We start from the raw sequence: 14,219 nt of genomic DNA on the forward strand, positions 1-14,219 counted from the left end.
CTGTCCTGTCGCGGCCGGAATGGCGCACAGTCGCCTTCTTGATCTGCCAGGCAGCGCGGGGGACACCTGCGAGGGCGGGGGCGTTCATGGGCGCTTCGTGGTGTCGCAGGCCGGCCCGTGGTGGTGCTGGGGCCGCATGCGGGTACCTGCTTGGTGCAGGAGCCGGTAAACGGTGGCGATGGAGTAGCTGTACTCCCTGGCGAGGTTCGGGACCGTGGCTCCGGCCTCGTACCGTGCCCGCAGGGACAGCGCGACCTTGTACCGTTCGGCGGCCCGTGCTGCGGCGCGCATCCGCAGGGTCTGCTGGGTGGTGCGCAGGGTGCCGCCGGCTTCGATCAGCAGGCGCCGGGCACCGCGCCTCGTCTCTCCCGCCGCTGCGGCGAGTTCGGTGAGGGTTGCGCCGTGCTGCTCGTACAGGGTGCGCAGATGGGCCGCGAGGCGCCTGCGGGCTGGGGGGTTCTGCCGCATCCGGCGGGTCTGCCAGGACGTGCGCATGACGGTCCCGGCGTCGTGCAGCCGGTTGAGGACGGTGCCGTAGGACAGGCCGCTGGCGGTGACGAGTTCATCGACCGTGGCACCGGCCTCGTACTGCTTGCGCAGGGCTTGGGGCGTCACCGCCTCGCTCGCACCGGAGGTGGCCGGGGGTGGTGGGTTCATGCGACGGACTCCCATTCGCTGAGGGCTTCGGCATGGGCGGCGGCCAGCTCGTCGTAACTGCGCTGGTCGGATGGGGTGATGAGGATCAGGCGGCCGTCGGTGGCGACTCGCCAGTCGGCGGCCGGACGACCGGTGACCGGGTCGAGGACGCGCCCGCCCGGGGCGTGCCACATCGGTGGGATCTCGTCGGGGCGGGGCACGGGTACCAGGACCTGACGGTCGTCGCGGACGATCACCACAGCCTTGCTGCGGTGCTCGGCAAACCGGGCCAGTGCCTCCTGGTAGGCCGCCCGCTCGGCCGCGTGCCGGGCCTTGCGCCGGGCCGCGATGCCCCAGGTGCCGTGTTGCTCGGCGATGTCGGCCCAGCCCTGTTCCAGCGTGTGGCCGTTGCCAGCGTCGTCCGGGAGCCGGATACCGAAGCCCTCCAGTGCGCGTGGCGCGAGGGTCCAGGTCTCTCCGGTGTGCTGGACGAGGCCGTGGTCGGCGAGGCGTTGCAGGGTCCGGTAGGTGGTGGCGCGGGAGACCGAGGACGTACCGACGAGTTCGGCAGCGGTCTGGTGGGGGTGCTGGTGCAGGGCGCTGATGATCACGAGGGCGGCGCTGCCGAGGGCGTGGTGGGCGAAGGCGTCGTGGCCCATGAGTTGTCCGAGGACGGTGGAGTCGATGTCGGCCGTCGTGGCCGTCTCAGGGGTGGTCCACTCCTCAAGTGCCGGGTCGGGGGGGAACTGAGTGGACCGGAGACGAGATAGCAGAGCCGGGCCACTGCGATCGGGGGTGTTGCCGTCGCCCAGGTACCAGGTGGAGCCCTCCCGGCCATGGCCCACCCGCAGACGCCGCAGCCAGCCACGCGGCTTGAGGACCGTCTCGTAGACGACCCGCAGTGTCGTGCGGGAGACCCCGGCTTCCTCCGCGGTCTGCCGCTCACTGGCGTGGTGCAGGGGGCCGCCCGCGATCTCGGCGAAGTTCAGGTGCGCCCGCAGCACCCGCAGCGCGGTCCGTCCTCGCTCCCCGCGCCAGGGCGTGGTCTCGATGCGGTCCCGCAGTGCGGCGAGGACCTCGTACGCGTCGTGCCGGGAGCTCAGCGCGATGGTGGTGCTGATCGTCTTGGAAGCGCTGTTCCAGACCCGGCGGATGTAGTCCAGGGCGCGTGTCTGCCCGGAGCGCAGCGCGATGCTGCGGGTGTGCCGTCCGCCTTCGTGCTCGGGGTGCAGCAGGAGCTGCGTGAGCTGGTCGATGCTGCCGCCGGCGCGGGCGACGTGGCAGGCGATGGCCGCGGTGATCCGGTGTCCGTGCTCGGCCGCGCCCTGGCGGTCCCCGCGGGGGATCACGGTCCGGCGGTCGGAGGAGAGTCGGCTGTAACTGCCGGTGGCGTAGCGGCCGGTGAGGTCTCCGAGCAGAATGAGATCGGTTGCGGCCGACGGAAGTTGGGCGTAGCCCAGAACAACGCCGTTGTATTGGGATGCGTTTGGTCGAGAGAGGTCGTGATGGGTGTTGTGCGTCACGGTGGGGTCGTCTCGCAAAGACGTGGACGCCACCCAGGCCCGCTAAAACCACGGGTGGTGTCCGGAACCGACCTCCATCGGCGCCGGCAAGGTCCCCAGGATTGCCGTCCTGGAGGCCCTCGTCATGTCGGCCCCGAGCGGAGGCAGGCGTCCCCATCGCAGCTCGACCGAGGTCGAAACAGAGCCCCGCCAGAGTGGTCCACTCTTGATCCACACCGGCCAACTCAGGTCCCCCAGAGGCCTGTTGCAGAGGCTGCTGCCTCTGACTGCCTCTGAGCGACCCGGGTCGAACCGGGGTCGAATCAGAGCGGTTTCCTCTGACTGCCTCCGATCGCCTCTGCAACCCGTCCTAGCAGGTCACAGCCTCATCGCCCCACACAAGCGCAGGTCAGCAAGGTGCGCTAGCTGTACCACTGGTTCCTGGCGAAAGCTGTGATGTGCGGCATGGCGTTCGGCTCCCGTCGTTGGGTCGTGGCGTCATCGTCGATACCGGCCACACGGGGGCGCAATACGGCTTCCGTGTCACGGAAGAGTGCTTGGAAACTCCCTGGTGAGGGTACTGATGCTAGGCACTGTGCCGCTGCGCGCCGGCAAGGGTGACAGCAGCCATGCCGTCTGCCCGCAGTGACGGGCGTGTTCATCGGTGACCACCTGGTTGAGATATATGTCCGTTTTCTCGCTTCTCCGGCACTTCTTTGGCGGCATACGGCTGGTACAGCGGCAGAAGTTGCATAGTTGCAGATCAGGGATGGTCGTTGTCGCGATGGGAGGGAGGCGGGGGCGAATCCGGGTCGAATCTGTCTTCCTTTGGCCCCTCCGGTGGATTGGTGCAGGTCGGGTCGGCAGCATGATCAGACGTCATGCAGCCGGGTTGCGTGAGCGGCTGCCGCAGTCGAGGGGTGGTCACCGGCAGGTTCCTGGTCTGCATGTGGTACACCGCCCCAACGGCTCCTGGTCGGCAGGAAGGAGTGAGATTGCCTGACGGGATGGGAAGTTGGTCCGCGTCTGGTGCGGATCTTGGTGGGCGGGGGCCGCTTTCGCGGGCAGAGACCTTGCGGTTCAGCGCGTCGAGACGGTCGGCACAGGCGGGTCCAGTTGTCGTTCCGGGGCTGAGCGGCGCGGCCATTGGAGGCTCGGGCGGGCGGCGCGCTCCGTGCTAGCGTGGAGCGTTTGCAGCGTCGCTGTGTCGGTGCCCGGTGCGGGGTCCCTGGCCGGCGGCCGCGTCCCTGCCGCGCCTTCCTCGGTACGGTCCCTTTGGAGGAAGGCTTTCTATGAGCGAATCAGCACGTGTCGATGCCCAGCAGCAGGACGAGGTGTCGGGCGCCACCGCGGCTCTGCCCCCGGCGGCGTCCTTTGCGGAGCTGGGGCTGCCGGCCGAGATCCTGCGGGTGCTCGCCGAGCACGGTGTGACGGTGCCCTTCCCGATCCAGGCGGCGGCCCTGCCCAACGCGCTCGCGGGACGGGACGTCCTGGGCCGGGGCCGCACCGGTTCCGGCAAGACGCTCGCCTTCGGCCTGGGGATGCTCGCCCGGACGGCCGGGCGGCGCGCACAGCCCAAGGAGCCGCTGGCGCTCGTTCTGGTACCCACCAGGGAGCTGGCGCAGCAGGTCGGTGAGGTACTCACCCCGTACGCCGAGGCGCTGCGGCTGCGGCTCACGACCGTGGTGGGCGGAGTGTCCCTCGGACGGCAGGCCGCCGAGCTGCGGGACGGCGCCGAGATCGTCGTCGCCACGCCCGGCCGACTGCACGACCTCATCGACCGTAAGGGCTGCCGGCTGGGACGGGTGCGCATCACGGTCCTGGACGAGGCCGACCAGATGTGTGACATGGGGTTCCTGCCGCAGGTCACCGAGATCCTGGACCAGGTGCGGCCCGACGGGCAGCGCATGCTGTTCTCCGCCACCCTCGACCGCGACGTCGACCAGCTGGTGCAGGACTACTTGCGCGACCCCGCCGTCCACTCCGTGGACCCCTCGTCCAGCGCGGTCTCCACGATCGAGCACCACGTCTTCGTCGTGCACGGTCCCGACCGGTACGCCGTGACCACGGAGATCGCCGCACGGGACGGCCGCGTCCTGCTGTTCCTGGACACCAAGCACGGCGTCGACCAGCTCACGCGGCATCTGCGGGCCAGCGGTGTGGCGGCCGCCGCCCTGCACAGCGGCAAGGCCCAGCCGCAGCGCACCCGGACCCTGGCCCAGTTCAAGAACGGGCAGGTCACCGCCCTGGTGGCGACGAACGTCGCCGCGCGCGGCCTGCACATCGACGACCTCGACCTCGTGGTCAACGTCGACCCGGCCACCGACCCCAAGGACTATCTGCACCGCGCGGGCCGCACCGCCCGGGCCGGCCGCTCCGGCACCGTCGTGACCCTCGTCCTCTCGGGACAGCGCCGCGAGACGAGCCAGGTCATGGCCGACGCCGACGTCATCCCCAAGGTCACCAAAGTCCGGTCTGGAGAGGCGGAGCTGAGCCGCATCACCGGCGCTAAGGCCCCCTCCGGACAGCCTCTCGACCGCGGGGCGGCCGCACCGCGCCCCAAGAACCACAATGCCCCGTTCCGTGGCCTGGGCAGCACCAAGGACGCGAGGAGCGCCTCTGGTGGCAGGCCGTCCCGTAAGAGCAGCGAGGCCCGCAAGCTCGCGGAGGCCCGCGAGGCGGCCCGGGTGCGGCGCGGCGGCTAAGCTCGGCTTGCCGGACTGCGCTTAAGGATTGGCGCCGTCCAGAGCCGCTACCAAATCCCTCAAGGTGTGGAATTGGAAGGGGCCACCGACGAATCCCGCCGGTACCGGCGCGCGGGTGACAAAGATCGCCTTGACCACACACGGCTGAGCTGACGTCGGCAGGCCGAGGGCGGCCGCCACCTTGTCGGCGTAAGGTGCGAGGTCGTCGAGTTTCCGCTGGAGCTGCGTCGCGTAACACGGTTTTCGGCGGTCGACGTAGAAGCCGTCTAGGTGGCGTCGGATCTCCGGTGTCACGTGCACGTCGGCTGGGTCCTTCACCTCGATCAGCCAGATGGCCGAGTCGGCCCCGCGCCCAGCGACTACATCGATCTCGGTCTGGAGCGACTGGACTCCGAGACGCTGCGGATCCTGCTTCCGGATGCGCTCCTCGACCACATAGCCGGCTGCCCGGAGTGTTTGTGCCACCTCGGTCTCAAGGGCTCTGTTCTTGCGGTCGCGAACCGTCTCCAGAGCGTCTGCCACCGGGCGTGGAGGCGGCGGCTGTGTCCAGGGCAGGATTCCCTGGGCCACGAAGTTGGCGTAGATCCCTGCACTCGCATAGCAGAGCTGTGGGCCCACGACGAGCCGCCCATCGGTGAGTTCTGTCAAGGGCTGGACGACCAGTCGTTTCTGCCTGCTGCGCGCATGCCACGGCCTGCTGGAGGCCGATCCCGAGGCGGACATCCCGTGGCTGGCGACCGCCTACGTACCTGGCTTGACGCTCGGAGAGCACACGGCGGTGCACGGGCCGCTGGCCGGGATCCAGCTGCACTTGTTCGCCGCGGGGACGGCCGGGGCGCTCGCGGCCGTGCACGCCGCGGGGGTGGTCCATCGCGATCTGAAACCCGCGAATGTGATCCTGGCCCCGGACGGGCCGCGGGTGCTGGACTTCGGTATTGCCCACGTCGCCGACGGAACCGCGGTCACCCGTACCGGCATGCTGACTGGGACCCCGGGCTGGCTGAGCCCCGAGTACTACCGTGACGGCACCGCCGGGCCGGCTGGGGACATTTTCGCCTGGGGTGCGTTGCTGGCCTTCGCGGCCACCGGCCGCCACCCCTTCGGCACCGGCAACGCCGAGGCCGTCGCCTTCCGTGTCCTCAGCACCGAGCCGGACCTCGACGGTGTCCCCGACGACATGCTCAGCTTGGTGACGGCGTGTCTTGCCAAAGACCCGGGCCATCGGCCGTCGTCCGCCGTCGTGGCGCAGAAGACCGCCGAGCTGCTCGGCGAGCAGGCGACTCGCGTCCTCGGGGATGTCCACGACAGGCCGACTGAGGTCCCGAACCTGATCGCAGAGCAGTGGCACCCCCCGACCGTCGAAGACCCCGCCTGGCCGGCTTCCGCGACACGCCCTCCCTACCGGCGTGCCCCGCTCATCGTCGTCGCGGCCGCCGTGTTCGCCGCGGCCGCCACAGGGACCTGGTTCGCGCTGGACCCGGGCCACGCCTCAGCGCGCGCCATCCACTCCCCGCAGCCGACCGTGGCCCGCTCCACCCCTGGCGCCACACCGGCTGCGGCCACGTCACCTCTCGCCCCTACAGCCACTACCGAGTCACAGACCCCGACCGCCGCGGCGTCGTCCGCGCCGACGCAGACCCAGGTGGTCACCCTCAGCCCCTGGTCCCCAGGCGGCACCCCGGCAACCGGCATCACCATCACCGACCGGGCCAGCGGCTCCTGCTTCGGGACCGCCGAATCCACCATGCGCACTGACGCCTGGCGCTGCACCGCCGGCGACCGGATCCTCGACCCCTGTTTCTCCACGGACTCCGATCCCTCGGACACCAGCGCGCTGTGCCTGGACGGAGCCCCCGACCGCATGGTCGAACTATCGGTCCCCGAGGGCTTTCCCGGCAACAACGACCACATGCCGGGCGGGCCCGACATCGAACCGATCATCCTCGTCCTGGCCAACGGCGCCCGCTGCTCGTTCGCCGGTGGCGGCACCGCGACGCTCGCGGGACAGCGCCTGAACTACGGCTGCGACAACGGCGGCTACCTGTACGGCTATCCGAACAAGACAGCCGCCGTGTGGACTATTTCCTACGCCGCCCCGGCAGTGGAGCCAGCGACTCCACGCCGATCACCACCGTCTACCAGTAGCGTGGTGACGGCCTTGGCCGCTGAGGCTCCCTGCCAGAGCGGCTGTTGAAAGACGCTGGCCTGTGCACGGCGTCTGAGCTCCTCCTGGGTTGGCTGCTGGCACGGGTCGCTGAGGCTCTGGCCGGCTCTGCAGGAGCCCGGCTCGCCCGACGGATGCGGATGCCGGCGTCGGAGGACATGCTGCTACGGCTTCTTCGGGCCGCTGCAATCGAAGAAGCTGGTGAGGTGAGGGTCCTGGGGGTAGACGAACTCACCCTCTGGCCGCCCCCGTCCGGCTTCGCAGGAGGTGGTCGAGGAGTAGGCGGATGCACCTCCCGGGCGGCGAGCTCACAGTCAGGAGGCCGTACTTGTCAGCGTGCGGGCACCTCTCGCCTGGTAGATCGTTGCGAATCGGATATCACGCGACTACGTCGAAGCTAATACAGCGAGAGCCGGGGCATTAGGCCAGTTACGCCGCGTTACGACTCTCGCGCACCTTGTGCCAGACCCCGACTGTAGCGGGTGAGTCGATGGTTCAGTCGTACTCGTACTCGTGGGCGTCTGCTTCGGCGTGGCGTGCGTCTTCTTCAGCTTGTCGGAGCAGGGAGATGAGCAGCATGATCGCGATGATGCTGTGGCCCTTGTTGAGGTGCTCCAGCGGCAGTCGATGCAGGACAGCATGGCGGGACAAGTTCTCCGGTATCGGATCGTTGCGCTCTGGAAAGTAGCTGGTGAACAGCGGCTCGATCGGTGTCAGAACGATCTGCTCATCTACCAGCCAGGAGTTGCCGCGAACTGGTCGAGAAGCCGCCCGTGTAAGCCCGGGGTATTTCTTCTTCCGTTCCACGCGAGCGACGCTGAACATGACGTCCTCGGCGGCGGCTAGGGCGAGACAGGCGCCAGCCTGAAGATGCCCGTCATCCCAGGCGGCCAGGACATGAGTGGCGGCTTCCGTATCGACCTTCAACCAGGAGGAAGTGCATTCGCGCAGCATCGCGTGGCACAGGCTCCGAATTTCGTCTTCGGCAACCTCCAAGACCATCAACTTCGCGCCGTGTTCAGCGTCAGCACGGACGAGGTCCTGAAGCACATCTGCTGGCGGAGTCCATGCAACGGGGATGCCGTGGTTCTGGGCAAGGGCATGGAGTTCCTGCATGTGTACTCCGCTGCCCCACCAGTTCTCGTAGCGAACGGACGGGTAGAAGAAAGGCATAGGTGCCGGACCGTCGAGCCGCGCATCGTAGGCGTCCCAGACCTCTGCCGCTTTGGTGATGTCCTTCACGGAAGCAACGCTTTTTCCAGCCAAAGGATCAAAGAAGGTCATGGCTGCCATCATGCCTGGTCCCGGCTCTTCGCGCGCTCGTGTTTTCGGCAGCCTTGCGGTTACTTCTTCGAAGGTCTTGTGGCTCGTCTCACGCCACTCGACCAGCGTGCTGCGCACCATGTCCATCTCGTCGCCGTTCATGGCATCGACCTCGACGACCCGGCCCACCTCGCCGCCTACACCCGGGCCCTGCTCGACGACACCCAGGCCCCCCACTCCCGCTCCCCGTACCCGGATCACGCAGCGTGCCAGTTCTTCCTTCTTGCCGGCACGGATGACTGCGCGCGTTCTCGTCCACGGTCAGATCCACATCGACACCAGTCGGCCTGGCTGGCGCGAACGCCTGGCCAGCGACGCCGAGGAGGTATTCACCGCCTACCGCGACCGCTTCGACACCGACCGCCCCAAGCTCGAACGGCTCCTGCGCCCCCTCGCCTACACCCAGGGCGCGGGCCTGCCCTGATCCACCCTCGGCACCGCTTCGCCGAAGCCCTGGTCGGCGTCGCACCCTCGCTCGGCATCCACCTCAACACCGACGCCACGCTCTCCGCCGCAGCGGAGTCCGCCCGCACCGACTTCGAGCCCGACACCCCCTTCGGCACATGCTCGGCCGCGCCCTGGCGGTCCCCGCACCGGACCAGGGTCCGCCCGTCGGAGGCGAGTCGGCTGTAACTGCCGGTGGCGTAGCGGCCGGTGAGGTCGCCGAGCAGGACGAGGTCGGCCGCCGCTGGGGGAGGTGGTAGAGACCTGATGGGCTCGATGGGTGAAGTGACGTTTGCTGGAGGTTCGTTTGGTGGGTGCTGTGTGGCACGGTGGGGTCGTCTCGCAAGGACGTGGACGCCACCCAGGCCCGCTAAAACCGCGGGTGGTGTCCGGACCGACCTCCAATCGGTGCCAGGCGAAGCCTCCAGGATTGCCGTCCTGGAGGCTTCGTGATGCCTGGCCCCGGATCAGAGGCAGGCGTCCCCATCACAGCTCGACCGGAGACGAGCCGGAGCCGGGCCAGAGTCGCCACCGTGATTCACACCGTCCAACTCGGCCCGCTCAAAAGGCAGTTGGAGAGGTGGATGCCCCTGACTGCCTCTGAGCGACCCGGGTCGAACCGGGGTCGAATCAGAGCGATTTCCTCTGACTGCCTCCGCTCGCCTCTGCAACCCGACCTGGCAGGTCACAGCCTTATCGCCCCCACACAAGCGCAGGTCAGAAAGATGCGCTAGCTGTACCACTGGTTCCTGGTGAAGGCGGTCATGTGGGGCATGGTGTTCCCGTCCCTGAGAGCGGGGCGTCCTCGCCCCGCGTGCCGTGGTTGGACTCAGAGTCGTGACGGCCACCCAAGCCGGGCAAGGTGGCTTCCGCCAGGCGGAAGGGTTACTCGGAGCGGTCAAGGGGGAGCACCCGTGGGTCTTGGGAAGGTCTTGGCACGCACCACATCTCCCGTACCCGCGACTTTCACATGAGCGCCACCGCACCCTTTCCTGACGTTCGGTGCCCCTGGAACACTCCCTTCGCGCAGGTTCCCTCACCATCGGGCGTCACATGCCCCGTCAGGACAAGAGGTCACCCCGTCATGCCTCATGTGAATCGGCGCCGGTTCCTTCAACTCGCGGGCGGCACCGCCGCGTTCACCGCGCTCTCCGGCAGCATCGAGCGCGCCGCCGCCCTTCCGGCTTACCACCGTTCCGGCACCATCGAGGACGTCGAGCACATCGTCGTCCTCATGCAGGAGAACCGTTCCTTCGACCACTACTTCGGCACCCTGAGAGGCGTCCGCGGCTTCGGCGACCCGCGCCCGGTGTCCCTTCGGAACGGCAAGTCGGTCTGGCACCAGTCGGACGGCACCAAGGACATCCTGCCGTTCCGCCCCGATGCCGACGACCTGGGCATGCAGTTCATCCAGGACCTCCCGCACGGCTGGAACGACGGGCACGCCGCCTTCAACGGCGGCGGGTACGACAAGTGGGTGCCCGCCAAGTCCTCGACGACGATGGCGTACCTGACGCGTGAGGACATACCGTTCCACTACGCGCTCGCCGACGCCTTCACCATCTGCGACGCCTACCACTGCTCGTTCATAGGCTCCACCGACCCGAACCGCTACTACATGTGGACGGGCTACACCGGCAACGACGGCAAGGGCGGCGGCCCGGTCCTCGGCAACGACGAGGTGGGCTACAGCTGGACCACCTACCCCGAGCGCCTGGAGAAGGCCGGGGTCTCCTGGAAGATCTACCAGGACGTCGGCGACGGCCTCGACGCGAACGGCTCCTGGGGCTGGATCCAGGACGCCTACCGCGGCAACTACGGCGACAACTCACTGCTCTATTTCACGCAGTACCAGAACGCCAAGCCGGGCGACCCCCTGTACGACAAGGCCCGCACCGGCACGGACGCGCGCAAGGGCGAGGGCTTCTTCGACCAGCTGAAGGCCGATGTGAAGGGCGGCAAGCTGCCGCAGGTCTCCTGGATCGTCGCCCCCGAGGCCTTCACCGAGCACCCCAACTGGCCCGCCAACTACGGCGCCTGGTATGTCTCCCAAGTGCTCGACGCGCTCACCTCCGACCCGAAGGTGTGGGCGAAGACGGCCCTGTTCATCACGTACGACGAGAACGACGGCTTCTTCGATCACCTCCTCCCGCCCTTCCCGCCGGCCTCCGCCGCGCAGGGCAAGTCCACGGTCGACGCCGGCCCGGACCTCTTCAAGGGCGACGGCGGCCATGTCGCCGGCCCCTACGGGCTCGGCCAGCGGGTGCCGATGCTGGTCGTCTCGCCCTGGAGCAAGGGCGGGTACGTCTGCTCCGAGACCCTCGACCACACCTCGATCATCCGGTTCATGGAGCGCCGCTTCGGCGTGCACGAGCCGAACATCTCGCCCTGGCGGCGCACGATCTGCGGTGATCTGACCGCGGCGTTCGACTTCTCGCGCAAGGACACCAAGCCGGTGGCGCTCCCGGCCACGGACGGCTACCGGCCGCCGGACCACGACCGCCACCCCGACTATGTGCCGACGCCGCCCGCCCACCCCGTCCTGCCCAAGCAGGAGCGCGGCCTGCGGCCCACCCGTCCGCTCAAGTACGCGCCCCTCGTGAACGGTTCGGCGGACACCGCGGCCGGGACCTTCACGCTGACCTTCGCCTCCGGGTCGCACGCCGGTGCCGCCTTCCTCGTCACCTCCGGAAACCGTACCGACGGCCCGTGGAGCTACACCACCGAGGCCGGCAAGGCGGTCTCGGACACCTGGAACTCGGCGTACTCGGGGGGCTCGTACGACCTGACCGTGCACGGTCCGAACGGCTTCCTGCGCGTGTTCAAGGGCCCCGGCAAGAAGGCCGGACCCGAGGTCGCGGTGCGGCACACCGGCGACGACGTCGAGCTGACCTTCACCCACCAGGGCTCCGGCACGGTGCGGCTCAAGGTCACCAGCGCGTACGGCTCTCACACGCAGACGGTCACGGTCCGGGCCGGAGCCACCGTGAAGCGCACGGTCGACCTGGGCGCGAGCAGGCGTTGGTACGACCTCACCGTGACGTCCGACGCCGACCCGTCCTTCCTGCGCCGCTTCGCCGGGCACGTCGAGAACGGACGGCCGGGCGTGAGCGATCCCGCGATCGTCACGGAGTGACGGAGTGACGGAGGGACGGAGGGGCGACTTCGCGATGAACACCACGACGAGTTGCCCGAGTCGCTGCTGAGCCTGGTCGTGGCGACGGCGCTGACCGTGGACACGGCATACGAGCAGGTCTCCCGCGGCCTCGGCTGATCCCGGATTCGGCGATCCCCGGATACGACGAAGGCGGCCGGCACGTGAGAGCACGTGCCGGCCGCCTCTCGTTTCAGAGCGCGGTGAGGTGTTCCGACGACGGGGGCGCCGGCTGCGGGGGCAGCCACGACGGCTCGCGGGGGGCGGGCCGGGCCTCCAGCGCGAGCACTGCCGCGACCGGATGGTCGTCGACCGCCGCGACCGGATGGTCGTCGTCGGCCGTCGGCAGCGAGTGGTCGGCGCCGGCGCCCGCCGGGGCCTCCACGGCCGCCGGTTCCGGCGCCGACCGCGACAGCGTCACCACGCCCCAGGCCGCCAGGGCCGCGCCCGCCGCCGTGAGGATCAGGCCGGCCGCTCCGCCCTGGAGGCGCTCGCCCAGAAGGGAGAGGCCGATCAGGGCCGCCGCGAGCGGGTTGGCGAGGGTCACCACCGCGAGGGGCGCCCCGAGGCCGTCCCGGTACGCCGTCTGCGACAGCAGCAGGCCGCCCGTCGCGAACGCCGCCACCAGCAGGGCCACCACGACGACCTGCGCACTGAGCACCGGTCCCGAGCGGTCCGTCGCCGCCACCGTCACCGTCTGGGTGAGCGCAGAGGCGACACCGGACGCGAAGCCGGAGGCGGTCGCGTGCCGCAGTCCGGGGCGGCCGCCCGTGGAGGACCCCCCGGTCGAGCGAAGCCGGGCCTGGGGGATCGACAGCGCGCCGATCAGCGCGGTGGTCGCACCGGCCACGGCCAGCGCCTGAGGCAGGCTCAGTATCCTGTCCGGCTCGGGCCCGGAGGCCGTCACCAGCAGGGCGGCCAGACCGATCAGCGTGAGCGCCGTGCCCCGCCACTCGACCGCGGTGACCCGGCGCCCGGCCACCCGCGCTCCCAGCGGCACCGCGGCCACCAGCGTGAGCGCGCCGAGCGGCTGGACCAGCGTCAGCGGACCGAACTTGAGGGCGGCGACGTGCAACAGGGCGGCGGAGGCGTTCAGTACGACCGACCACCACCAGGCGCCGTGGGACAGCAGTCGCAGCACACCGGTTCCGGAGTTCCGGGAGGCGAGCCGCTCCTGGGCGACGGCGGCGGCCGCGTACGCCACGGCGGAGAACAGGGACAGGACGAGGGCGAGGATCGTGGCGCTCATCGGACGGCCCCCACCAGACCCGGGCCGTCGCTCGGTACGGGCCTGTCGGCCGATGTGCGCCGGATGGCCGTCGAGGGTTCGGCGGCCCTCGGTGGCGGCACGGAGCGCGGCACCGGCATGGCGTCCTGGCTAGGCACCGGCGACGGGGTGGGGACCAGCGCGAGGGCGATGCCGAGCAGGGCGGCCGCCATGATCGCGTCCAGCCAGTAGTGGTTCGCCGTGCCGACGATCACCGCCAGGGTCAGCAGCGGATGCAGCAGCCACAGCCGGCGCCAGCGGGACCGGGTCGCCATGATCAGGCCGATCGCGACCATGAGTGCCCAGCCGAAGTGCAGCGACGGCATGGCGGCGAACTGGTTCGCCATGGAGTCGGTCTGCGGCGTGGCCCCGTACACCGTCGGCCCGTACGCCTGCCCGGTGTCCACCAGGCGCGCCACATCCAGCATGCGGGGCGGGGCGAGCGGAAACGTGAGGTGGACCACCAGCGCGGCGCCGGTGACCAGGGCGAGCACCCGGCGGGCCCACAGATAGTGGTCCGGCCGCCGGACGTAGAGCCAGACCAGGAAGGCCGCGGTGGCCGTGAAGTGGACGGCCACGTAGTAGACGTTCGCCGCGCGGACGAGGGCCTCGCCGTGCAGCAGTGCGGACTGCACGGCGCCCTCGTCCGGCAGGTGCAGGGAGCGCTCCCAGCCCCAGACCCGGTGGGCGTTGCGGAAGGCCTCGGCAGTGTGGCCGTTCGCCAGTTGCCGGCCGAACTTGTAGACGAGGAAGAGACCTGCGACCAGCAGGACCTCACGGACGAGGGGCGGCCGCCGGATCGCGGCCGTGTCCCCTCTTGCAGGCTCGGTTAGGGAATCCATCCCCCGGCCCCTTTGCTGACAGTACGTGCGTGCGGTGGTGCGTGGTGAGCCCAGGAGGGGACCCACTCGACAGACGAGTGGGTCCTGTCCAAGGCTCATCGATACGTCAGTGTACCGATACGCTTCCGTACCGGTACACTGACGTATCGATATACTGGTGTGAAGCGGCCCACGTGGCCGAC

At 69.5% G+C, this 14,219-nt stretch carries 10 protein-coding genes and 1 pseudogene; 5 read left to right on the top strand and 6 right to left on the bottom strand.

Annotated elements, in window-relative coordinates:
* Window positions 1-84: 84 nt before the first annotated feature.
* Window positions 85-657, bottom strand: coding sequence for a helix-turn-helix domain-containing protein (locus Q2K21_RS14355; protein WP_310770683.1), 573 nt, complete (start codon window positions 655-657; stop codon window positions 85-87).
* A complete protein-coding gene (locus tag Q2K21_RS14360) occupies window positions 654-2,159 on the bottom strand; it encodes a helix-turn-helix domain-containing protein (RefSeq protein ID WP_310770685.1) in 1,506 nt (501 codons plus the stop codon). Before Q2K21_RS14360 ends, Q2K21_RS14355 begins: the two co-directional genes overlap by 4 nt.
* A 1,271-nt stretch (window positions 2,160-3,430) precedes the next feature.
* Here Q2K21_RS14360 and Q2K21_RS14365 point away from each other — a divergent pair.
* Window positions 3,431-4,843, top strand: coding sequence for a DEAD/DEAH box helicase (locus tag Q2K21_RS14365; RefSeq protein WP_310770687.1), 1,413 nt, complete (start codon window positions 3,431-3,433; stop codon window positions 4,841-4,843).
* 21 nt (window positions 4,844-4,864) lie between these two features.
* On the opposite strand, the gene Q2K21_RS14370 is transcribed toward Q2K21_RS14365, so the two are convergent.
* On the bottom strand, window positions 4,865-5,491 hold the full coding sequence (locus Q2K21_RS14370) for a hypothetical protein (RefSeq protein ID WP_310770688.1): 627 nt from the start codon (window positions 5,489-5,491) through the stop codon (window positions 4,865-4,867).
* Here Q2K21_RS14370 and Q2K21_RS14375 point away from each other — a divergent pair.
* Window positions 5,478-7,037: a serine/threonine protein kinase gene (locus Q2K21_RS14375; RefSeq protein ID WP_310770689.1), complete on the top strand. Its 1,560-nt coding sequence runs from the start codon at window positions 5,478-5,480 to the stop codon at window positions 7,035-7,037. The two genes, Q2K21_RS14370 and Q2K21_RS14375, sit on opposite strands and share 14 nt — an antisense overlap.
* Before the next feature lie 465 nt (window positions 7,038-7,502).
* On the opposite strand, the gene Q2K21_RS14380 is transcribed toward Q2K21_RS14375, so the two are convergent.
* Complete coding sequence (locus tag Q2K21_RS14380; protein WP_310770690.1) at window positions 7,503-8,507, bottom strand: hypothetical protein; 1,005 nt, start codon at window positions 8,505-8,507, stop codon at window positions 7,503-7,505.
* A gap of 58 nt (window positions 8,508-8,565) precedes the next feature.
* Between Q2K21_RS14380 and Q2K21_RS14385 the strand changes: the two genes are divergently transcribed.
* The 3 genes and pseudogenes from Q2K21_RS14385 to Q2K21_RS14395 form a co-directional block, all read left to right on the top strand.
* A complete protein-coding gene (locus Q2K21_RS14385) occupies window positions 8,566-8,754 on the top strand; it encodes a hypothetical protein (protein WP_310770692.1) in 189 nt (62 codons plus the stop codon).
* Between the two features lie 1,104 nt (window positions 8,755-9,858).
* Window positions 9,859-11,910, top strand: a complete 2,052-nt coding sequence (locus Q2K21_RS14390) for a phosphocholine-specific phospholipase C (protein WP_310770694.1) — start codon at window positions 9,859-9,861, stop codon at window positions 11,908-11,910.
* A gap of 42 nt (window positions 11,911-11,952) precedes the next feature.
* Window positions 11,953-12,048: pseudogene (locus Q2K21_RS14395) on the top strand (phospholipid scramblase-related protein); the annotation flags it as partial.
* Between the two features lie 73 nt (window positions 12,049-12,121).
* Here Q2K21_RS14395 and Q2K21_RS14400 read toward each other — a convergent pair.
* Together Q2K21_RS14400 and Q2K21_RS14405 are read right to left on the bottom strand one after the other, a co-directional pair.
* Window positions 12,122-13,177 carry a DMT family transporter gene (locus tag Q2K21_RS14400; RefSeq protein WP_310770696.1) on the bottom strand — a complete coding sequence of 352 codons (1,056 nt, stop codon included), beginning with the start codon at window positions 13,175-13,177 and terminating at the stop codon, window positions 12,122-12,124.
* Window positions 13,174-14,037, bottom strand: coding sequence for a phosphatase PAP2 family protein (locus Q2K21_RS14405; protein WP_310770697.1), 864 nt, complete (start codon window positions 14,035-14,037; stop codon window positions 13,174-13,176). Before Q2K21_RS14405 ends, Q2K21_RS14400 begins: the two co-directional genes overlap by 4 nt.
* Between the last annotated feature and the right edge of the window lie 182 nt (window positions 14,038-14,219).

Origin of the sequence: Streptomyces sp. CGMCC 4.7035 (genome assembly GCF_031583065.1) — a bacterium.
GTDB lineage: Bacteria > Actinomycetota > Actinomycetes > Streptomycetales > Streptomycetaceae > Streptomyces > Streptomyces yaanensis.